The organism is Myxacorys chilensis, from assembly GCF_059505265.1.
This window is the reverse complement of the sequence record NZ_JCACKG010000265.1, coordinates 13,949-34,985: the sequence shown is the minus strand read 5'-3', so window position 1 is coordinate 34,985 and position 21,037 is coordinate 13,949. Positions and strand designations below refer to the sequence as shown.

Here is a 21,037-nt window from a genome sequence, read left to right as displayed (position 1 = left end):
ACCACTTGATTTAGTGGCTACGATATGGCCTGAAGATTACCTGTCTACATTAACATCGGGTGATTCTAGTAGGGGTTGACCTGCATCCTCATGCAAAAGCTTAGAAAGTTCGTTGTCCCCATTCTGATAGCCACCCCCTTAGTCCTGCTTCTAGCTCAGTGTAGTGTTGGGAACCTACTACCCGTTGTGCTCGGAAAGAAGATATGGCTCAATGATGACGAAAAGCTTTTTCAACAGAAGATTCGCCACCGTGTACCTGTTGGTATTTCAATCACAGAAGCTAAAAATCTTCTGCAATTGAATGGATTTAAATGTGGCTATCACAAGAATTCTAAGCCTGTAGATACTATCGAAACAGATATAAATATCAAGGATGCAGATTATTTATTCTGTTATTTAGAGGTATCTAGGCTAGTGTGTGCTAGGACCTATAAACCTTTTATCTACTACAAAAATGAAATTGTTACAAACGTCAATGCTGCTATCGGAGGATGGTGTTTGTAGCGAAGTTTAAGATAAGAAACAGTGTTTGAGTTAGGGATAAAATTTAAGTGTAGTGGTGTCTAACACATTGTTGGATCGACTGTTTCTGTCACTTCAAAGGTCAAAACATGTAGGGTCATAATTTTCGGCGTACTCATCGGCGCTATTGCGGCATAGTCATCGGCGTTGGGGTCGGCGTACTCATCGGCTTAAGGTTTGCCGAAGACCAGGCCGTGACCCCGAAATGCCGAAACTAATCGGTCAAGGTGTTAGGAGAAGTCGCCATTCCTTCAAGGTTGAATCTCGCCATTCTCCTAGTTGAATGTTGGAAAGAGCGATCAACAATTGTTTAAGGTGTTCAGTATTTAATCCAAAATGTTTGCCCCAATTAGAGCGCAACTTTTCAACTGTGATCCAACCCTCTGAATCACAGTACTGAGCACCTTTTCCTGACGTATATTCCACTAAGGCCCATCCCACATCGCCGCAAGCTTGCATCACTTCTTGTTGCACCTTCAGCAAGTAGTTGGCTTTGTCCGCAATCGGCAGTTCTACATGTGGAGTGGAATGTCTCTCTACTGCCTCATCCGCTGGGCCGGCTGGTGCATAGAGTTCTGATAAAACCTGCATCTCTGCCATGTGATCGACGTCGATTGCGGCCACATTGAACTGATGCCGGTTCATCACTTGACGACTCCATTCCCGCTCACTCAATGACTCTACTAAATCCGTCCGTCTACCCTCTTTCTGCCATTTGGGGAGAATGGAGTAGGCATAACCGAGACAGAGCAGAGGGATGAGCATCGTCAGCAGTTGCAATGGAGGGGGCAGCAGTTTCGCGAAACAAATTGCCGCGAACCAAGTAAACCCTCCCAGACCGAACGAAACGGCCCACTGTCGGCCATATCCCGTTTGAGGCAACCATTTCAAGAAACTAACCATCCGATCAGCCCCCCTAAAAAATAAGTTCCCGCCACCCCGATCGCTGCCCCTAGTGTCGTGTCGTCACTCCATCCAAAGTGCTGATCCAGCAATGGCCCTGCAAAATAAGCCATCAGAACCGACACCGCGAGAAGAATGAACACGACCCAGAGGCCCACGCCGATCGGGGGAATGTGTCTAGCCATTAGCCCTAATAAAGAACTAATGGCTAGACCGAACCCCGCGAGGGTAGCCAGTCTAGCCAATTTGAACATATTTAGATTCCTCTTAGAACAATTACCAACGCTTGTTGACTTCACTGTGCAGAGCCTGCAACTCTTGCACTCTCACTGCCGCTTCAGATTGAGCCGCTCCCAACGTGTAGCCCATTCCCGCATAAGTGGGAGTGAGGTTCGCTAGAACCTTAGCTTTCGCAACATCGGCCCCCTTCTTACCAGCAACGGCACGGGCCACCGTGGTTTGGTAGCCTCTAAACGCCACTTGATCGCGAACGTCAGCCGTCTCAATCTTGCGAAGTGCAGCATAGGCGGCTCGATTGTCCTTCGATTGTTTGGTTCGCGTTGCGGCTTTCACTCGCAACTGATCGGCCTCTTTCTTCGTGAAGTTCTGATGCTTTGAAATGACTTCCTGGGTTCTAATCTCGCTATTGTCGCCAGGATTCCAAGGAGTCGGAGCGCCCGACACAACCTGCATCACATCGTTAGGAGTCATACCCCCAGCTTTGCTGCTATTGCCGCTTCTTGTTTGACCTAATCTCATCATAAGAACCTCTATTTACAGAACAGTAGACAATTAGTCGGAACTACAACCTGCTTTTCGACGATGGTAGGTTTCTCGACCACCATCGGAGCCGGGGCCGAAATTTTGCTCGTGATGGCAGCCGTGACCCCAGCGATCGCCACGGCGCAGACGCCGATCGCTAACCAGGTTCGGTCAATTTTCTCGGCCTGCATTTGGTTAAACACTTCGGTCGGGATTAAGTGAAAGTCCTTCCCCTCATGGTTATAGGTCGGGAAGTCATAAGGCCGTGGGGCTTTGTGTTGCCACGCTGGGGGTGATCTGTGCTTGTCAATGTTTGGCATGTTAGGTAGCCCTAGTAGATGAACGAAAAAGAGCGATCGCACTGCTACCAAGGTGCGATCGCTCTTTTGTTGAACCTTTTACAAATAGAACAGGCATAATCTAAATCTCTGTAGTGGTAACTGAACTACGGAGCGCCGCCGGGGGAAGTGACCGCTTCCGCCTGGCTCTATCGAGTCTTTGATGCACCTCCTCATTAAGTAGTGATCGAGCGCTGAAGCATTTGAGTTAGGCTTCAGCGCTTTTGCTTGAGTAAGTATTGTTGAACGCTTCTACCAACTCATCAATGGACATCCCTGTAGCGTCCATAATTCGCTTCGTCTGTAAGAACGTTAAGCGAGGCACTTGAACACCTCGTTCCCAGTTACTCACGGTAGAGATGGTCACACCAAGAAGATCGGCTAATTGCCGTTGGGTTAAGCCTGCGTGCGTTCTAACTTTCATCAGCGTCAATGGTTGATCATTCGCTTCACTCATATTAGAGTTAACTCGTATACGAGTCAATTAGTACTGATTGGCTCGTATATATTTGATGGACGACATCCACGCGGGGCAAGATTGCTGTTCCTCCCCGCGTGGCTATCAAAAATCATCCCTCAAGGGGGTGACGGAATGCCTACGGATTACCGCCGTAATCAGTAGCTTTAACCAAAACACTTGAGCTCAAAAATAAACTATGCAGACTCGACAACTATCAGACGCAGCCATCCTCGAAGCTATTGCCGCCGAATGGGGCACGGACCTCGAGCAGTTCAGTTACGCCCAAAAGGCAGAAGCACTCGTCGTCCTGGGCCATCTGGTTCACAATGGCGACCTTGCAGACGTGCAGAGCAACTTGCTCCCCAGAAAGTTCCTGATGGTCGTCAACCAAATCAGCATCCGTGGAGTTCTGGGACTGATTACCAAGATTACGGCTGGGCTACACAGCGTCCACACCTAAAACTGACCTGAAACGCAAAAGGGGAAAGAGTGTCACTACCACTCCTCCCCCTTTTTTAGATGCTCGAAAGCTCGGATCTTCGCTCACGGTTTCACGATGTGCCCTTCAGTACAACGGTGAAACCACCTACCCTCATGCAATTAAATCAATGGTAGCCTCCCTCTTCGACATTCGCAATCACATTCAATTCAACGCTAAAGGTCGAGCCGAATGCCCCTCTTGCATTCTCTCCAAAGGCAATGACACGAAGTTAAACCTCTCCCTCGTTCCCCATACCGACGGCGCTTACAAATGCCATCGCGGTTGCACTCCCCAACAGATTCGAGAAGCGCTGGGGGCCGAGAAAGAACGAATCATTCCAACGGCAATCGCCAAACCCACAGCCAACATCACCGTCTCGCCTCAAAAGGTAAAAGAAGCGTGCGATCGCTTGCTGCAATCAGACGGACCTGCGAAGCAGTGGCTGCACGATCGCGGCATCGATGAGGGACTAATTGTGCGTCATCGGATTGGCATCTCGAGAGCCAAGGTGAACAACGGTCAGCATCTTCCAGCCATCACGATTCCGATTCCCGCCAATTTCCACGGCACACAGTTCTACCAGAAGAAGCGCCTCGCCCCTTGGCTCTCAGCAGAGCAACAGCCCGATGGCTATAAACCGTGGTCTCAATACGGCATTCCTAATAGCGTCTGGTTCACCTGGCTACCGGTTGAAGCGAAAACAACCTACCTCTGTGAAGGGGAGTGGGATGCCATTCGATTGGGGGCACTGCTGGCACAAGCTGACGCGCCAATCGCTTGTGCCACGTTTACGAGCGGCGCTGGCAATGTCCCAACGCAAGATCAACTCGACCTGCTACCCGGAGAAGTGGTCATCTTCTACGATCGCAATGACAAACCACTGCCGAGCGGGGAGCTGCCCGGTGAGGTGGGAGCGCTCAAGGTTGCCAAAGCATTAGGAGAGCGAGCCAAAATTGCCTTAGTGCCGATGCCGGATGACTGCGAGGTGAAAGGCTGGGACGTATCAAACGCTATTGATGCCGGCTATGGGGTAGAGGACTTCAAGACAGCAGCTGCGGCAGCTGCGACGCCTCAACTGAAAGAGCAGAAATCACGAGTCAACCCGCTGCGAGCCCGGATGGTAAAGAACCGTGACTTGATTGAGCGAGCGGCAGATTACATTGATTGGCTCGTGCCTGACCTGCTGACACCGAACGAACTCTTCATTCTCGGCACGCCTCCTAGAACAGGTAAATCGCTCTTTTGCTTGACCTTAGCGAAAGCGATCGCCACGGGTAGCAACTTTCTCGACCGGCCCACTACTCAAGGCTCAGTCGTGTATGTCAACTGTGAGGACGGCGAAACAAAGGTGAAGTACCGACAGACGGCGCAAGGCTGGGAACAGTGGGGCTACGACTTGCCCGTGTACTGGTTCAACGAATTTAAACTCTCTGAGTTAAACGACCTGGGAGAACTGATCGACGAGATTGGCGATGTGAGGCTATTGGTTCTCGACACCCTCAGCCGAGTGCGAAATGACAACGTGAAGGAGAGTAGCTCTGAGATGGGGCGTGTCCTCGAACCCTTGCAACAGATGGCACGGGATAAAAACATCTGCGTTCTCGTAACTCATCACGTCTCCAAAGCGGTGATTGAGGAAGGGCAAGACCCCTTCAACATGCTGCGCGGCAACTCCTCCATCCGCTCGACATGCCGAGGCGCGATGGTGATGATTCCCGACGATCGCAACTACCGACTGATCAGCGAGAACGGCTGGACTGACCAACTGGACTTGAAGGTGCAAATCAACCCTGACACCCTCGAATGGCGCTTGCTGGGCAATTGGAATCCGCGTGTCGATGGAGATATGAAGCAGCAAATCTTAGATCATTTCAACCTGGTTGGGCAGGCAACAATTCCCGAACTTTCGCAAGCACTTGGCTTTAACGCGGGGTCAGTGAGCACAATTCTCTACAGACTTCAGCGAGAGGATATGGTGGAAAAACAGGGGGGAAAAGGTCGCCAACTGGCACAATACCGCCGTAGCGCCAACTTGTGCCAACAGCTAGATGGGTTGTTGGCGCACCAGAACCCAGACGGGGCAGGCGATACAAGCTTGCGCCAACAAAATATAAAAGATAGTGCTCTAGGTTTAAAAGTGATCAATTCACCCAAAAGTGATCACGAAGCAGGGGTAGAAGAAAATTCTTCGCGAGAGAAAGGTGATCACTTTTCGCCAAATGATCACCTTTTTGAAAAAAGTTCTAGGGTGTTGGCGCAAAGCTGTGACGTAGACAGTGAAAGCGATTCCATGTGTCAACAGAGCGATCCGTTGTTGGCGCGAGTTGGCGCAAACTGTCACACCGAAAACAGGAGGATCGACCCTTTATTGACAGCCCTCCGGGTCGGAGATTTTGTCCTCTATCGCGGCTCGTACGGTCCAGCTGGAGTAATGTGCGGTGACCGACAGTTAGAAATCGTGGAGATTCATAACGGTTTGGCGACCGTCAAACACAAATCCTGGGTAGTCAATCAAACCTATTCAATAACAGACCTCCGCAAGGTGAGGGTTTAGGATAAGAAGCCATGCGACGGCACAGCGTCAACTCCTACGCGTTGCTTCAACTGTGGCTCGCCTACAGTGAGTTTCAATCCCACCAGCTTGAACCGTCCACGATCAAACGGGACTACGGCAAAATCTCGAAACGGGTTGCCTCTATGCCAGAGCTAGAGGATGAGATTGCGGTGAGGGGTTGGATCATGCAGCGCTACTCATCCGAAACTTGCAGGCGGATGCTGCAACAATTCTCTGCCTGCTGTGATTGGGCCGTGAGATCGCGCTATCTTCCATCCAATCCGTTCGAGGGACTCCATAAGGACTTTCGGAAGCGGTCCAACCAGGACAGGCGAGCCTTTACCGCCGGGGAACGAGATTGCATTTTGAGTGCGATCGCCGAGGATCTGTATGTCAATCCCTACTCGCAAGTTCCTCATTCCTTCTATCTGCCCTATCTCCGGTTCCTCTTCTGGACCGGCTGTCGGCTGGAAGAAGCCAATGCTCTGCACTGGAAGAACGTTTCAACAAACGACTCACGGGTGCGATTCTGTGAAGCATTGCCCTCTGACACACGCATCTTGGGAGATATCAAAACTCACCGACAGCGTGACTTCCCATGCAACCCGCGCTTGGTGGAACTGTTGCAACGCATCGAACGGGTCGATTCATTCGTCTTTCTCTCACCGAAGGGACACGCGATCGACTCACACAATGTTCTCAATCGCACCTGGAGGCCCGTGGTAGAAGAATTAGTCGATGAGAAAGTTGTGAGAGAATACTTGCCACTGAAGCACTGCCGTCACACGTTCATTACGCTGGCATTGGAAGCGGGAATTGAAGTGAAAGACGTCGCGGCACTGGTGGGAAATTCACCCGATGTCATCTACCGCCACTATGCGGCACGAAAACCGATGATGGAAATTCCAGAGTTCTGAGGTAATGAAACTGCCTCAAAATATCAAGTTAGAAATTCTGAAACGTATGGCTCAGGCGAGATTTGAACTTGCGACCTTGGGCTTATGAGTCCCCTGCTCTAACCACTGAGCTACTGAGCCGAATCATTTGCTTAGACAGTATAGCATCTTCGCGAGGTTAATGCTACGCTGCACTGATTTATGAAAGGAGATCTGTAAGACTAGATCTCCTTTCATAAATCACAAACTAGCGATATCTTTAGCCACGAGATTGAGGCAGGTATGCGATCGGATTAACAGCACCCCGTCCCGGCACATGTACCTCAAAGTGGGAATGAGGACCCGTACTGTAACCCGTGCTGCCCATTAGCGCAATTTGCTGACCTTGGGTGACCTGTTGACCTACCCGAACTAAAACACGGCTATTGTGGGCGTACAGAGTAACACTACCGTCACTATGCTCAACCTCGACCAAATTACCGTAGCCACCATCATTCCAACCTGCTGTCACAACTTTACCAGGAGCAGCAGCAACAATGGGAGTCCCAACAGGACCTGCAATGTCAATTCCTTTGTGCATGCGACCCCAACGCCAGCCATATGGAGAGGTCAGAACACCTTTAGCAGGCCACGCATACCCTTTAAAGCGACCATCAGTAGCATTCGGTAAATAGCTATCTGACTTGCCTAAAGGAGGGAGATTTGGAGAAACGGCCTTACCTACCTGAGTGCGAATCAAAGGAGTGTAGGTTTCAGACCCTAGAGCAGAGGTTGCAACCAATTGCTGTTTAGGCTTGGGGGCATCTGCCAACATCGCTTCCATTTTAGAGCTTGGCCGCTTAACACTCCGAGCTTCTGTCTGCAATGCTGCTAACCGACGGCTAGCCTTAAATTCTGGATTTTCACGGCGAGGAGCAGCAGATATATTTGGAACCGAGATTTTTGCAGATGGCTTCAGCTTTTGAGCGGCTGCTCGCGACTGATAGCTCTGGCGCAGTTTAGCAATCTCAGACATCAAGCTGTTCACATACGGAGAACTACCTCGCTGACCGGCATTGTAGGACACTGAGTCTGCACTAGAGCTTTTGCTATTTGCTCCGCCAAAGGCAAACTGTTGAGCATCTCCTCCAACGGCAAGAGGAACTGAAGCACTATCTACATTCTGAGTTGCAGCTAGACTAGGAACAACTGGTATTGCAACAGCAGCCTGACGTGGTGCAGACATCCCTGCGGGTTGAGCTGTCAGTGTAGCTTGAGGAACCTGAATGACCTGATTTGCTTTTAGCAGATTAGGATTGCTTAGCTGGTTTAGCTTCGCTAACTCAGCCATAGAGACGCCACGGCTTTGCGCGATCGCTGAAAGCGTTTCGCCTTTCTGCACTTGGTAGGGCGCTAAGTTTGCTGCTTCAAGTTGAGTATCCGTAGTGGAATTCACTTCGGGAACTGCTTGGGCAACGTTAGTAGACTCCTCAGACTTCAACTCCGCCAGACTCTGCTTTAGACGGTCTCGATTTTGCTTCAAACTGCTCAGAGCATTGGGCTGCTTAGCCTTGGGAAGCGTTTGTAAAGTGGATTCCGATGCCGCATTGTTGGGAATTGAATTTAATGCGACGGGAATTGCCGGAATCGTAGGAACCTGCTTCAGTTCAGGCATCTGCTTGACCGCCAGTTGAGGGATGGTCACCTGAGCATCAGAAGGAACTTGTAAAACTTGTCCAACGTCTAGAACTGCATTGACCTGGAGGCTATTCGAGGCTGCCAATTTTGCGACGTCAATGCCATAGAGTTCTGCAATTTTCCAGAGAGTTTGCCCATCTTGAACGGCGTGGTTAACGGTTCTAGGCTGTGATGAAGATGCAATTGAAATGGACTTGGTTACAGTCGGCTGAACAGAGGACGTGGAATTGGCTAGTGTAGGCTCAGCAACAACCTTAAAGGAGGCTTGCCCTGTGGGTTCTGCGGAGTTGCGCTCTGCATTAATTGCGTCCGATGTTGGCTCAGCAGCAGATGCATTATCGCCTTTCTGAGGGGCTAATAAGCCATAAGCTCCTACTGATATCGCAAGTCCTATCATAGCAGCAGAGGTACAAGCACGGCGATTATCCTCTGGGAGCGTCTGCCTGGGGTGCTCCTCTACAGCTTCGGCATCGGTGCCGTGCAAAGGAACTGAATTTGCATCTTGCGGAACTGCTCGTTTCAAAAAACGACCTCCTAAAAGTATCCAGCATTTAACTGTCTCGAGTTTCAAACCTTAGACGAACTATAAGGTTTGTTTGAGTGACTCTAACAGGATTTCGAGCGATCAAGACCGCAGTCGGTAAATACACTTACGCAAGGTTACCCTGCTTTCTTGATTTAGACAAGTTCACATCACTCAACGTTTCTCAACACTGCACTAGACCAAATCAGAATTGATACTAAAGGCGCTGAATGAGAGTTAACTTTTGTCAGTCGCGGCAATAAGCGTAACCCATTTTCTCAAAATGTCAAACCGAGGAATCGAAATCCTCAAATTTGGCGATCGCAAAACATGAATTATCAGCTTATGCCCTCTCTACCAAAAGAATCAGATTTAGAGATCAGCCTATTGGAAGATTCCCAAAATAAGCTGAAGTCTTAACGCCAAGTGGTTGAGATGTTTGTCTTCGCTGGCGCGAAATTAATGCAGAGTATATCAGTCCTCAACTGCAAATCCACGTAGAAGATCAACGTTTCACTAAAAATATTTCCAAACGAAAAAGATATGAGAATCGTCTGGAATCTTTTAGGAGTAAACTTCTTAGCCCTTAAGCTAACGCGATTGGAGAAATAGAAATGCAGCCTAATCTATTCGCTTAATGCCTGAGTTTTAGATATAAATTTCTTATCAAATAGAAAGGATTTAGTAGTTTATAACACTTAATTTAGGTTTCATTGCTTGCCATTTAATGCTGTCTAAACTCGTTCTAAGGTGACAATCGCGGTGTTCTTTCAGCTTCAAGGGCAACTCATCCTCACATATTTATATAGACATCTATATAGAGATAAGGACTGTTTTCTAATTGAGATATCCCAGTTGACGATGGGCTTCAAACAGTCCAATTGCCACACTAACTGAGAGATTTAGACTCCTAACTCCTGGCTCAGCAATGGGAATATGAACTGTTGCTGGGCAATCGTTTACTACATCAGTGGGAAGCCCATTCGTTTCGCTACCAAAGAGAAGCCAGTCATTCTGTTGAAACTCGAAGTGACTGTAATTTGTGCTGCCTTTGGTGCTAAAGCCAATCCAGCGTCCGCTCTGCTGTTGATGGAAGGTGCGGAAGGCATCTATCGATTCATGAATATGTAGCTTGACGTAGATCCAATAGTCGAGTCCAGCGCGCTTGAGATAGCGATCGCTGATTTCAAATCCTAGTGGGCCTACTAAATGTAATTCGGTCTGAGTAGCGGCACAGGTACGGGCAATGTTTCCAGTGTTAGGGGGAATAAGCGGATGAACCAAAACGACTTTAGGCATGGGGAAATGATACTTCGGGCACCTTAAGTGAACTACTCACACAACTTGAAAAAAATAAGCTTCCTATAGAATTTTTTAATGATTCGAGTGGTAGCGAGATAGATTAGATATTTTAATCGCTGATGACCGTGATTCTTACATCAAATTGAATTTCACATTCTGTCAAAAAGCGCTGATTTTCAAGAATTTCAGCTTGATTGCATCTCTAGTAAATGGCCGAGAGGTCTACTATAAATGGCGTAGATCGAAGTTAGGGCGTTTAGAAGTGGGTGATGAGGGAGAAGAATCTCGATAGTTTTCTGGATAATTCAATCTTCACAATGTTAGCCAAGATGAGTGTGAACAGGGTCTAACTCACCTTAACCGGAACGATCGCTGAGCCGTTTCAATCGCTAATAGAGAAATATCGATGATAAGTTTAGATATTTAAATTTAATTCAATGATTCATCAGTAGACCACCTTTAATCTCTAGTTTAGCGATCGCATTTTCCTCGTCTGTCAATCTGAATTTGGAAGACCAGTGAAGCAACAGATTGAATTTCATCCCTTTTGTACAACAATCTCTGACTTCTTCAGGAAATCAGAGATTGTTGTACGCAGCTTTAAGTTGACGCTGTCGTGATGGACTAACCTTGTTCAATGCTTGCTAGGCGACAAGCGGTAGGCACAATTCATCCTGAAACTCCAATTCCCTAGCCTGCATAGTCTGAATTTCTTGCATCAAAATCTGCTGATTGTCCCATCCTTGAGCTTGCAGTTTGAGCCATCGCTGCGCTTCATTGCCCTCTCGCAAGATTTTCTTTAGAGGAAGTAAGAAACAACTGAAGCCTTGCTGTTTCGCAATCGGCCAAACTTCACTATAAATTTCTTCAACCCACTCTTTAGCAAGAACGGGTTTGCCCGTGCGCCAATGAATCAGTTCAGCCTCTAAGCTCGATTGGGCAGCACGTTCCTCATTAGAATTCGTGAGGGCAATCAAAGCTTCAGCGCGAGTCGCTGTGGGTAACTCGCTCAGTTTTAGCGGATCTAGATTTGGATTTTCAATCAGTTGTATCAGCCGAGCTTCTAAAAGAGCGGTGATGGCAAGAAGGGCGATCGGGTCGGATACCAAATCGCAAATTCGTAACTCTAGGCGATTGAGATTGTAGGGGCGGCGATCGCCATTAGGACGCACCGACGACCAGAGATGCCGGACATTTTGCATAGTTCCGATCGCAATTTGTTCTTCTGTCCACCGAATGAAGTGAGCGTGGCTCTCAAATAGAGGAACATGCGCCGGAGTTTTTGGAAACACTGCCCATCGAGTCGAGTGAGCGCCAGTTGTTTCACCATTAAACCAAGGGGAGGCCGCACTTAACGCTAAATAAAGCGGAGCCTCGACACGAATTAATCGACAGGCACGCATTAAGAGTTCCGGATCGCTGATTCCAACATTAATATGGACGCTGGCGGTCACAACTTTAGTGCCGTAGGTCTGCTCGATATAGGTGTGATAAGGATTGCCTGGATCAGAGCGGTGAAAGCGATCAGCTCCTCCAAGGGCAAGAGTGCTGCCCGGAATCAAAGTGTAATCTCCCAATTGCTTGAGATATTGGCGCAATTGAAGGCGCGGCAGGACGAGATCGCACAGCGATCGCTCGTAGCGGTAACACGGCGGCGTGGTGTATTCTACATTGCGGCTGTCTGGCTCACGGACAAACCCATCCAGCGTCGCCACAATTTTGTCCGACATACCGACCACTTCGCCTTGGGGTGTCCCTGTGTAGACTTCAATTTCAAACCCTTTCGACAGCATGATTCCTCCACGAGGCTAGGCAGTTCTTCATTTAGTATCGAGGAAAAAGGCTTGGCATGGATCAGCGTGAGGGATGAGAGAGGAGCATCGTTCCTAAAGAATGATGTGAGAGACGGGTTCAAGCCCGCAAAGTAGAGATACAACTACAAAAGGGCAGAGAGAATAGTCTCTGTTCAAAGCATTTTATCTTGTGATTTGACTGTTTTTTGACTATTTAATGGTGAGGAGTGACGATGGCACTAGGAAAATGGGTTGGATTTCTCGCACTTGCGATCGCGCTCTATATATTGTGGGAAATTCGCCAACTGTTGCTTTTGGTCTTTGCGGCGGTTGTATTTGCCACGGCTCTAAATAGTCTGGTTCGTCGGTTGCATCAAGCAGGGGTGAAACGGGGCGGAGCAGTAGCGATCGCGCTCGTCGTGTTAATTATTCTGTCGATTGGCTTTGTCGGTTTAATTGTGCCGCCGTTTGTCAGTCAGTTTCAGCAGCTTGTCGAGCGAGTGCCTCAAGGGTTAGATCGGGTGCAATCGTGGGCACAAACTCTGCAAAATATGGTTCCAGGCTCATCGCAGTATCTTCCCGGAGTGAATGATTTAATTCGGGAGATTCAGCCTTTCGTAACGCGACTCGCCGGAAATTTCTTTGCGTGGTTCTCTAACGCGCTCAGCATTCTATTGAATCTATTACTGGTGCTGGTGCTGATGGTGATGCTGCTGATCAATCCGCAGCCTTATCGCAAAGGATTTATCCTGCTTTTTCCGTCTTTTTATCGTCGGCGTGCCGATGAAATTCTTTCTCTGTGCGAAATTGCATTAGTAAACTGGGTCGGCGGTATTTTGATCAACATGGTTGTGATTGCGGCGGTCAGTGGCATTGGGTTACTGATTCTTCGTGTACCGCTGGTGTTGGCAAACTCGCTCTTAGCTGGACTGCTTGAAGCGATTCCCAACGTTGGCCCCGTGCTGAGTGTTATTCCTCCTATGGCGATCGCGCTCTTAGACGCGCCTTGGAAAGCTGGTGCTGTCCTGATTCTTTACATCGTGATTCAGCAATTGGAGCAGTATTTGCTGGTTCCATTTGTGATGTCGAAACAGGTTTCGATTTTGCCCGCAGTGACGTTGCTCTCTCAAGTTGTTTTCGCCGTATTTTTCGGATTTTTGGGGCTGTTTCTCGCGATTCCCCTAGTGATTGTGGGAGAAATTTGGGTTCGGGAAATTTTAGTCAGAGACATTCTCGACCCGTGGGACAAAGAGGGACGCAGGCAAACGCCTCAGGAGTTACCTGAACTGCCCGAAGTTGAAGACCACACTACTTAATGGCATTGCCACACTGAATCTTTATTGCGATATGTCAAAGCAACGGATAAGCAGACCCTCTCCCACTGTTGGGAGAGGGTCTGTCTGTGAGAACAAAAACGCTTACAAAAAATTAATAGCCATCGACCGACCAGTGTGGCGGGTCGTATTCTAATTTGTAGACCCCGTAAGTTGCCCCGATATCCCAAAGACGAGGATTTTGATCTCCATTACGAGGCGACCCAATATTGACGATCGCACCGTTACCATCTCGAATTCTCAGCGTATCGTTCCACGTAATGCCCCAGTCAACAGCGAGGGCTTGAGTGTGGCGCGATCGCAAGGCTGCCGGATTGCTGCCAATATCAAAGGCACGAACCATATCGCGTGCGGCTTGATAAGAAATCGGATCGGAGTAATGCACCCACTGAATGTCAATGCCCAACATCCCTGGTACTTGGGCAGGCGTAATGTCGCGGTTGTTAAGCAGCACCGCGTAGTGCATCATATATGCTCGCTCTGGCGGACGGTAGGTGTTGGTGATATTGACTTTAGCGCCTGCATCTAGCAAGGCTTTTTGAAACGCTTGCGCCCGTTGCCGAAATGGAGAAGCCAGATCATCGAGAGAGCTACTCGCAGGAAAATAGCGAACCCACTGTGCTCCACTCAGCCGCGATCGCTGCCGCCGAGCGTACTCGGTCAAGATGTCGAGCGCGATTCGATAGTCTGATCCAAGCTTTTGCTTGGTTGCAGAGGACAGTTGCTGATCGAGCTTGGGACGGAAGCTCGTGTCTAGCACCTTGTAGGTTTCGGCCAATCCTCTCGTGCTGCCGTCTCCGAAATTACCATCGGCAACTAAGTCTGGTGTGAGGTTGCCGATTGCACTCAAGCTTTGCTGCAAATTCTTAACTTCATTGACGCCGAAGTTGAGATACTCCAGCAGTTTGGCAGAGGTTAAACCTGAAACCCAGTAGATAAATCCTTGGGACAACGCTTTTCCGTAGGTTCCGCCACCGACAACGCCATCTGCAACCAGCCCGTTTTTTTGTTGATAGGAGATGGTTACTTTTTCGGTCGTGCTGCCGAACCCGCCATCAACGCCCCCAAGTGGATAATTTAGCTCCTGCAAAAATCGCTGCCACGCTGTTACGGCGAGGCCAGTAGAACCTTTTCTAATCAAAGGCAGATTGAGGGCGCTGACCTTAAAGGGCATAAGCTTAACTCCTGATGTCGGGCAATTACAATTCTGTACGCCAACTATCATACTGAGAAATATTAGACGCGGGCCCTCAGCCAAATGGACGAGAAATTAAAATCTCATTCATATTAAGATTCGGTTATCCACACCAGGAGTAGAAGCGACTAGACTACTGAAAGTCGGCTGGAGCCGCCGATCGCATCTTTGCTTTTGCTTTTGCAGCGCTCTTTTTTAACGCATCGAGTCGGGTCTGATATTTAGCACGCTGGCGTTTTTTGGGCGTTTGATCAATCAATGTTTTTAGAGCACTACCAAGGCTTTTGTAAGCGTTGGGCAAGGTGTACCCAAACCGGGTGGCTAGCGCGATCGCGCGTTCATCTGCCTCAATTCCTTCTTGAGCACTGCGATCGCTGTTGTTCTTTTGATAGAGCCGCCAACCTGCTACGCTCGACAAACCAACTGCCAATAAGAGCAGCAGCCCATCTTGCACCCAGAGTTCGCCCACAGCACCACCTAGCCCAATCGCGAGTGCCGCCATTTCCCAGCCGTCTTTGGGGATCGTATCAGCTTGAACTCGCGCAACTTCATGCCAAAACAGCAAATTTCGCTGGTCGATTGCCAGCTGATCCCATTTGGGCATGTCAATCTGAATCTCCACCTCATCGCGACCAATCTCCTCACTGGTGATGAGGGCAGGATTGACGGCGGTAGTTACTTCAATGGTGACCCAGCTTTGCAATTCGGGTGGCAGTAGCGTCTTTAGGCGACGCAACTCGCTCATGTCGGCTCTGGCAGTGGAGGTTGCATACGATGTCATGGACTCAGCCTCAGAATTCAGTCTGTATCCTCTTTGACCTGATCATAGCGACTTTTCTAGTTGCCTAGTTTTATAGTTACCTGGCGATCAGATGCATGGAGTGCGTCCATTGTCACTGATTCAGCCCGATCGAGCAAGACTATAGCTGTCGCAAATGCCGAACCTCCATGTCCTCCTTATATATTCACCCCTAATTCTAAAGTGTTTTGAAGCTTGACGAGTTGAAGTCGCTTGGTTACTTCGCTCTACGATTTAACATCAAGCTTTACGGCAGGAGGTGGAAGGGGTGGAGCAGCATTCGGCGTGTAATAAGCGATCGTAAGGAGGGGCAAAGCCAAAGTGACCAGCGCGATCGCAGAGCCAATAAGATTTGCAAACCTGTGAGCAGATTCCCCTGATGAACTGGTAGTCGGGCTACCTGATTGCATAAAGATTATTTAACCAATTCGGCTAGACCAACCAAACTAAAACAAAGCAGTCTTATCTAGTTAGCCCAAAATAAAGCAGAAAATTTTGCTTGTATGAACAATCTTAGCGATATCTACCGCTATTTTCCTGTTCGACCTGAACAATCTTGATTAAAGAAGATCTAGTTCTGTTTGGATTCACCCTTAAGAGCGAGATTTTAAAGACTGGTGGATGGCTTGAAGCTCTAACAGAATTGCCTGTAAGAGTTCCTGGGTTTTGTTCGGCTGCTGTTCCTGGATTTCGATTGTGACTTGCTTAATTCTCAAGATCTCTTTGGCAAACCGAGCCACCTCATTCGGATGAAAAATTAAGGGTTCGTTAGGACTTTGCCGCAGTTCTGGATTCAGCCGTTTCGGGTCATAAGCAGGATTGAGAACGTCGGGATCAGTGTTGGAATACCGATAGACCGATGCTCTAGACCGATTTAGAGCTTTCTGAACGGCCTCAATATCCATTAGAGGGGATGAATGGATGCCCACTTCCGATTCTGGAAAACTCATGACTGGCGATTCTTGGGTTTAGACTCAAAAAGCTTAGCATAAGACGAGAGCGAAGAAGGGATGCCTTTGGCAACGCTAGACGAATAGCCAGGTCTTCGACCTACTTCGCGATTAAGCGCTTTGCGATAAGAGACACCTGCGGCAACACTACGTCAACATGAAGTCGCGTAATGAAAAACTACTTGGACTTAGAAGCGCTTAGGGGATCAAGCCAGAGCAGAATGGTTTGCTCGAGGGTTTGAAGTTCGCGGTAGAGTTCTTGGCGCATCCACTGCCCGATCGCATCAAAAGGAGTGAAGCTTTGTCCGGTTTGCCATTTAAGATCGGGGCCGAGAGGCGTAAGATGGCTGCCAGTTAGGCGACGAGACGTGACCATGCTGGGAAATTTCTGTTCGAGAACTGTCGCAAGGCTGAGCGTTTGATCAATCGTGTCATTGGAGAATTTGATCACTAAATTGCGCCGGATTTCATAGCGATCGCTGATAATCTGCTGGGTTTCAAGCGGTGACGGCGTGAACTCGACGGAGAAGACTTCTGGCGAGAGAAACTGAGTAAACTGCTCGACTAGGGGCACAGCTTCACGCGCAGAATAATTGTTGTAGGAAATCAAAATATTCCCAGCCCGTTCGGCTGAAAAGAGACTGCCAATCAGCAGGTGAAGCTTGCAACCCATGCTGTGTCCCATGCCATAGATTGACAAATAGCGGTTTTGCAGCATCTGCGAGCGTAAAGTTTGCAGCGCCCGCTCAAAACTGCCCAACACAGATCGCGCAATCTCTACGTGATCAAATGTATTGACAAACGGCGTTGCAATTACGACGTATCCCTGATTAGCTAGAAACTCCAGCAGGCGGCGGTAGGTCAATTGAGGGGCCGTCGCCACAAAAGCACCCCCCAGAAAGTGAACGATTGCGATCGGGTGCTTGGGCACTAAGATCCAGTTACCAGAGATTTCTTGCCAATCCATAGAAAAACGGGGTATCGGGGAAGGATAAGAGAGTATCGCTTGAAGACCCTTCAGGGGTTTAGCGCAGTTCTAGATCTTCAGTGTAGAGTTTTCGTTATTCCTCATTTTCTCTTGATTGGCAGGACATTGCACCCCTCGTGGTTCGGTTCTACGATCTCCCTCAAGATGCAGATCTCGATATGCTCATAGCAGGACGAAAGTGCAGGACAAAAGTAGTGTGTCAGTATGTCTCAGTGGATTTTTCCAACCTTAAGCGAAATCTTGGCGCATAGCGGTGATGCCAGCAATACGGCTAATGCGTGTCATGGGCTTGAATTAGAGACGCCCCGTGATGGAAGTTCGATTGCTCAAAAGCAGCTTCGCGCAGAGCGAGAATGGTTTGGTGCGATCGCGGCGCTAGAAGTGCTGCTGCAAAAAACAGAATCAAACGATCCTTTGCAAGGAGTTGTGCTGTCGGCTCCGCTTCCAGTTTTGAGCCAGCCTGACTTGCTAGAGCAGTTTGCAACTTGGTCGTTTACGGCAAATCCTTTAGCCATACTGACAGGATTACCGTTTCAGCTTCTGCCTGCTTTAGAGGAGTCAGATACGACTGAAGGCACAAGCGCTACGCTCTCGGTCTTGCCTGGAGACCCGATCGCGGCTGAGCCGTTTTGTCTGGTGCTGACTCGCCGCTTTAGCTTGGTCATGGTGTTGGGCGAAGATGCCGATAAAGCACCTGCGTTCTTGTTCTCGTTTGATCCGGAGGTTATTCATCAACTGTGGCAGAACTTGCGCTTGCGAGTGATGTTGATGAATCCAGCGCGATTGAAAAAGCTGGATGCTCTGTACGCAAAATTTGCGCCCGTCGCGCCAGATTATCGGGTTGTGACTCAGTTTAGTCATATGCTGCTGCGGCATCTGCCGAATGGAGAGACGCATGTGCCTCCATCTCGGAGTCATTCAAATCAGGCTCACACGGTTGATACGACTCAGATGCCAGAGTCGCTAAAAAGCCTCGACGTAGAATTGCTGCAAGCGATCGCGCATGAAGTCCGCACACCCTTGACCACGATCCGAACCTTTACCCGACTACTGCTGAAGCGGCGAGACTTACCTCCCGATGTAATCAAGCGCCTAGAGATCATCGATCGCGAATGTAGTGAGCAGATCGATCGCTTCGGACTCATCTTCCGAGCCGTTGAGCTTGAAACCTCAGCGACGAAGTTAGAAACGACATCCCTAGCGTCCACGTCGCTCGCTGAGATGTTAGAACAAAGCATTCCCCGTTGGCAGAAGCAAGCGTGTCTGCGAAATCTCACCCTAGATGTAATTTTGCCCCAACAACTGCCGCCGGTTGTGAGTGACCCGACGATGCTTGATCAAGCCTTGACAAGTTTAATTGAGCGATCGGCGCGGAGTTTACCCGCAGGCAGCCAGATTCGAGTAGAAGTTTCATTGGCAGGGCATCAGCTTAAGTTGCAGCTTCAATCTCAACTACAGGACGAGAAAGCCTCTGAGCAACCCTGTGGCTCACACAGACATCACACTCCACTTCTGAAGTCTTTAGGACAGGTCTTGATGTTTCAACCGGAGACGGGAAATCTTAGCCTCAATCTAAGTGCGACTAAGAGTTTATTTCATGCTCTTGGCGCAAAGTTAATCGTTCGAGAGCGCCCCGAACAGGGCGAAGTGTTTACACTGTTTCTGCCCCTAGAACCTGCTCATAGCTTTAGATAGAGATTCAGGCAGGGACATGGAGTTTCGGATTAGAAAAATTTATTTCTAAACGCGCGAATCGTTTGATCAGGCTAATCCACTAGCGTTAGCTTGATTAGATGATTCGCTTTCTTTTTGGTTTCTTAATGAGAAAGGTTTGCAAATAGAAAGATTTGAGATATTCTTGGTAGTAGAGTGCTGTTGACGCAAGGTTGCAATAAGCAAGGTGAGATGTCAGCAGTCAGAGCGGTTGAGACAGGATTTGTGAGTTGAATCCTTAGCAACTAGGTCCTTGGAGGTTCTCTGTACAGATTGCTCCACGAAGTTTCAAAAAGCTTCGTTTCGCAAAATTCAGTTGATTGCTTCACCCTTGTTGCCTGTGTGATTTTGAATGAATGCTCGAAGAATTTCTGAATTGCTCTCCCGTTAATGTCCACCTCTCTTAAGAACCAATTGCAATGAGTAAGAGCCGCAAAGAATCTAAATTCCAGCTAGAGGGACGGTTTCTTGGCTACGTCTTTAAAGACGGCTATAAAGTAAAACGTTTAGAACTAGTCACACCTGATTCGGAGTTTTCGATTAAGGTGACTAAAGAGTCAAGAGCGACCCTTGAACGATCGCTGTTACCTGGAGATTTGATTCGAGTTGTAGGCGTGCAGAAGCGCGACGCCAAAACGAATGCGGTAAAAATGAAGGCGACCTCGATTCATTTGACATCGGGCGCGATGAGCGGCAACTCTGTAGAAATCGTAGAAGCACAGCCGATTGCTCAGACGAAGCCTGCGAAAATGACCGTTCTCTACTGTCAGAAGTCAAGCTGCATGAAACGAGGCGGTAAGGAAGCGTGTCATGCTCTTACCCAAGCCTTGAGCGATCGCGGACTTTCAGAAGAGGTTGCAGTGAAGGGAACAGGCTGCATGAAGGCGTGTAGCAAAGGCCCAAATTTTGTATTTATGCCAGGAAAAGTTCGCTACACCAAAGTCAGCGCGAAGGCAATTCCTGCTTTAGTAGATGAGCATTTCCCCCGGTTGGTCGAAGTTCAGCAGCCTGTGATTCCAGCACGGCTTGAAGTGACGGCAGAGACTCAAATTGTTGAACTGGCAGGCGCAGTACGGTAAGTTTCTGTAGCTTGCACGTTGCTAGTTTAGGGGTGAACGATGGGACTGCGACTAGACCAGGTAGTGCCGTGGGGACGATCGCGCTTAGAATACTGTCAGATGTTTGGCCTCACCGCTAGTGATTTGCATCGCACTCTGCTAGACGTGGCCGGAGGCCCTGCAAGCTTCAATGCTGAGATGACTCAACAAGGCTACTCGGTGGTCTCTTGTGATCCGCTCTATCAGTTTTCGGCAGCAGAAATTCGTGCCCGAATCGAAGAAACTTCTCCGGTTATTTGTGAGAAAGTTCAAGCATCGCAGGACAAATTTGTGTGGACAACGCTGCAATCGCCGCAATCGCCAGAAGAATTGATCGCCACGCGAATGATGGCAATGCACCAGTTTTTAGAAGACTTTCCGGTAGGATTGCAGCAAGGTCGCTATCATTTAGGCGAACTTCCAGAGTTGCCGTTCGATCAGCAGCAGTTTGATTTAGCCTTGAGTTCTCACTTGCTGTTTACGTATTCAGACCAGTTGCCGTTGGAATTTCACATTGCATCTATTTTAGAGATGTGTCGAGTGGCATCTGAAGTGAGAATTTTTCCGCTGCTGATCAATATGACGGGAGAACGTTCGGGGTTTGTGCAGCTTGTAATCGATGCTGTGCAATTGCAAGGTCATCGTGTTGAAATCTGCACTGTGCCTTACGAATTTCAGAAAGGTGGTAATGAAATGATGAAGATTACTCACTCGCGATCGCACAAGTGAGCTAGTAATGCTGAGTGGGTA

Annotated in this window: 21 protein-coding genes and 1 tRNA gene; 8 read left to right on the top strand and 14 right to left on the bottom strand. The window is 48.7% G+C overall.

Translation table 11 applies throughout. The annotated features are described in order from the left end of the window. Window positions 1–90: 90 nt before the first annotated feature. A complete protein-coding gene (locus tag AC5JLB_RS27310; protein ID WP_495876982.1) occupies window positions 91–504 on the top strand; it encodes a hypothetical protein in 414 nt (137 codons plus the stop codon). Window positions 505–744: 240 nt separating this feature from the next. On the opposite strand, the gene AC5JLB_RS27305 is transcribed toward AC5JLB_RS27310, so the two are convergent. From AC5JLB_RS27305 to AC5JLB_RS27285, 5 genes are all read right to left on the bottom strand, one after another. After that, a complete protein-coding gene (locus AC5JLB_RS27305) occupies window positions 745–1,425 on the bottom strand; it encodes a hypothetical protein (protein ID WP_495876981.1) in 681 nt (226 codons plus the stop codon). Continuing rightward, complete coding sequence (locus AC5JLB_RS27300) at window positions 1,410–1,679, bottom strand: hypothetical protein (protein ID WP_495876980.1); 270 nt, start codon at window positions 1,677–1,679, stop codon at window positions 1,410–1,412. Before AC5JLB_RS27300 ends, AC5JLB_RS27305 begins: the two co-directional genes overlap by 16 nt. 22 nt (window positions 1,680–1,701) lie before the next feature. Then, window positions 1,702–2,136, bottom strand: coding sequence for a hypothetical protein (locus AC5JLB_RS27295; RefSeq protein ID WP_495876979.1), 435 nt, complete (start codon window positions 2,134–2,136; stop codon window positions 1,702–1,704). 59 nt (window positions 2,137–2,195) lie between these two features. After that, window positions 2,196–2,507 carry a hypothetical protein gene (locus AC5JLB_RS27290; RefSeq protein ID WP_495876978.1) on the bottom strand — a complete coding sequence of 104 codons (312 nt, stop codon included), beginning with the start codon at window positions 2,505–2,507 and terminating at the stop codon, window positions 2,196–2,198. Between the two features lie 226 nt (window positions 2,508–2,733). Continuing rightward, window positions 2,734–2,982: a helix-turn-helix domain-containing protein gene (locus AC5JLB_RS27285; RefSeq protein WP_495876977.1), complete on the bottom strand. Its 249-nt coding sequence runs from the start codon at window positions 2,980–2,982 to the stop codon at window positions 2,734–2,736. A 199-nt stretch (window positions 2,983–3,181) separates the two neighbouring features. Here AC5JLB_RS27285 and AC5JLB_RS27280 point away from each other — a divergent pair, with 199 nt between their 5' ends. The 3 genes from AC5JLB_RS27280 (at window position 3,182) to AC5JLB_RS27270 (ending at window position 6,937) form a co-directional block, all read left to right on the top strand. Continuing rightward, window positions 3,182–3,445, top strand: coding sequence for a hypothetical protein (locus AC5JLB_RS27280; protein ID WP_495876976.1), 264 nt, complete (start codon window positions 3,182–3,184; stop codon window positions 3,443–3,445). Between the two features lie 148 nt (window positions 3,446–3,593). After that, complete coding sequence (locus AC5JLB_RS27275; protein WP_495876975.1) at window positions 3,594–6,020, top strand: AAA family ATPase; 2,427 nt, start codon at window positions 3,594–3,596, stop codon at window positions 6,018–6,020. A gap of 11 nt (window positions 6,021–6,031) precedes the next feature. After that, window positions 6,032–6,937, top strand: a complete 906-nt coding sequence (locus AC5JLB_RS27270; RefSeq protein ID WP_495876974.1) for a site-specific integrase — start codon at window positions 6,032–6,034, stop codon at window positions 6,935–6,937. Window positions 6,938–6,984: 47 nt separating this feature from the next. Here AC5JLB_RS27270 and AC5JLB_RS27265 read toward each other — a convergent pair. From AC5JLB_RS27265 to gshA, 4 genes are all read right to left on the bottom strand, one after another. Then, a tRNA-Met gene (locus AC5JLB_RS27265) sits at window positions 6,985–7,057 on the bottom strand. 118 nt (window positions 7,058–7,175) lie between these two features. Next, window positions 7,176–9,116, bottom strand: a complete 1,941-nt coding sequence (locus tag AC5JLB_RS27260; protein WP_495876973.1) for a peptidoglycan DD-metalloendopeptidase family protein — start codon at window positions 9,114–9,116, stop codon at window positions 7,176–7,178. A gap of 837 nt (window positions 9,117–9,953) precedes the next feature. Beyond that, window positions 9,954–10,415: a tRNA (cytidine(34)-2'-O)-methyltransferase gene (locus AC5JLB_RS27255; RefSeq protein WP_495876972.1), complete on the bottom strand. Its 462-nt coding sequence runs from the start codon at window positions 10,413–10,415 to the stop codon at window positions 9,954–9,956. 647 nt (window positions 10,416–11,062) lie between these two features. After that, window positions 11,063–12,211 carry a glutamate--cysteine ligase gene (gene gshA, locus AC5JLB_RS27250; protein WP_495876971.1) on the bottom strand — a complete coding sequence of 383 codons (1,149 nt, stop codon included), beginning with the start codon at window positions 12,209–12,211 and terminating at the stop codon, window positions 11,063–11,065. Window positions 12,212–12,444: 233 nt separating this feature from the next. On the opposite strand from gshA, the gene AC5JLB_RS27245 reads away from it, so the two are divergent. Next, window positions 12,445–13,527 carry an AI-2E family transporter gene (locus tag AC5JLB_RS27245; RefSeq protein WP_495876970.1) on the top strand — a complete coding sequence of 361 codons (1,083 nt, stop codon included), beginning with the start codon at window positions 12,445–12,447 and terminating at the stop codon, window positions 13,525–13,527. A gap of 112 nt (window positions 13,528–13,639) precedes the next feature. Here the strand turns inward: AC5JLB_RS27245 and AC5JLB_RS27240 are convergent, their stop codons facing one another. From AC5JLB_RS27240 to AC5JLB_RS27220, 5 genes are all read right to left on the bottom strand, one after another. Continuing rightward, window positions 13,640–14,719, bottom strand: coding sequence for a peptidoglycan-binding domain-containing protein (locus AC5JLB_RS27240; RefSeq protein ID WP_495876969.1), 1,080 nt, complete (start codon window positions 14,717–14,719; stop codon window positions 13,640–13,642). Window positions 14,720–14,873: 154 nt separating this feature from the next. After that, on the bottom strand, window positions 14,874–15,521 hold the full coding sequence (locus AC5JLB_RS27235) for a DUF3318 domain-containing protein (RefSeq protein ID WP_495876968.1): 648 nt from the start codon (window positions 15,519–15,521) through the stop codon (window positions 14,874–14,876). A 245-nt stretch (window positions 15,522–15,766) separates the two neighbouring features. Continuing rightward, window positions 15,767–15,949 (bottom strand): TLTLP motif-containing protein, encoded by a 183-nt coding sequence (locus AC5JLB_RS27230; protein ID WP_495876967.1) that lies wholly within the window; start codon window positions 15,947–15,949, stop codon window positions 15,767–15,769. Between the two features lie 183 nt (window positions 15,950–16,132). Then, window positions 16,133–16,489 carry a DUF8631 domain-containing protein gene (locus tag AC5JLB_RS27225; RefSeq protein WP_495876966.1) on the bottom strand — a complete coding sequence of 119 codons (357 nt, stop codon included), beginning with the start codon at window positions 16,487–16,489 and terminating at the stop codon, window positions 16,133–16,135. Between the two features lie 178 nt (window positions 16,490–16,667). Further along, window positions 16,668–17,456: a DUF1350 family protein gene (locus tag AC5JLB_RS27220; protein ID WP_495876965.1), complete on the bottom strand. Its 789-nt coding sequence runs from the start codon at window positions 17,454–17,456 to the stop codon at window positions 16,668–16,670. A 225-nt stretch (window positions 17,457–17,681) separates the two neighbouring features. On the opposite strand from AC5JLB_RS27220, the gene AC5JLB_RS27215 reads away from it, so the two are divergent. The 3 genes from AC5JLB_RS27215 (at window position 17,682) to AC5JLB_RS27205 (ending at window position 21,016) form a co-directional block, all read left to right on the top strand. Further along, the gene (locus AC5JLB_RS27215; RefSeq protein WP_495876964.1) at window positions 17,682–19,172 is read left to right on the top strand and encodes a sensor histidine kinase; all 1,491 of its coding nucleotides are present in this window, start codon (window positions 17,682–17,684) and stop codon (window positions 19,170–19,172) included. A 437-nt stretch (window positions 19,173–19,609) separates the two neighbouring features. After that, window positions 19,610–20,269 (top strand): (2Fe-2S) ferredoxin domain-containing protein, encoded by a 660-nt coding sequence (locus AC5JLB_RS27210; RefSeq protein ID WP_495876963.1) that lies wholly within the window; start codon window positions 19,610–19,612, stop codon window positions 20,267–20,269. Window positions 20,270–20,308: 39 nt separating this feature from the next. Then, window positions 20,309–21,016 carry an SAM-dependent methyltransferase gene (locus AC5JLB_RS27205; protein WP_495876962.1) on the top strand — a complete coding sequence of 236 codons (708 nt, stop codon included), beginning with the start codon at window positions 20,309–20,311 and terminating at the stop codon, window positions 21,014–21,016. The last annotated feature ends 21 nt before the right edge of the window (window positions 21,017–21,037 follow it).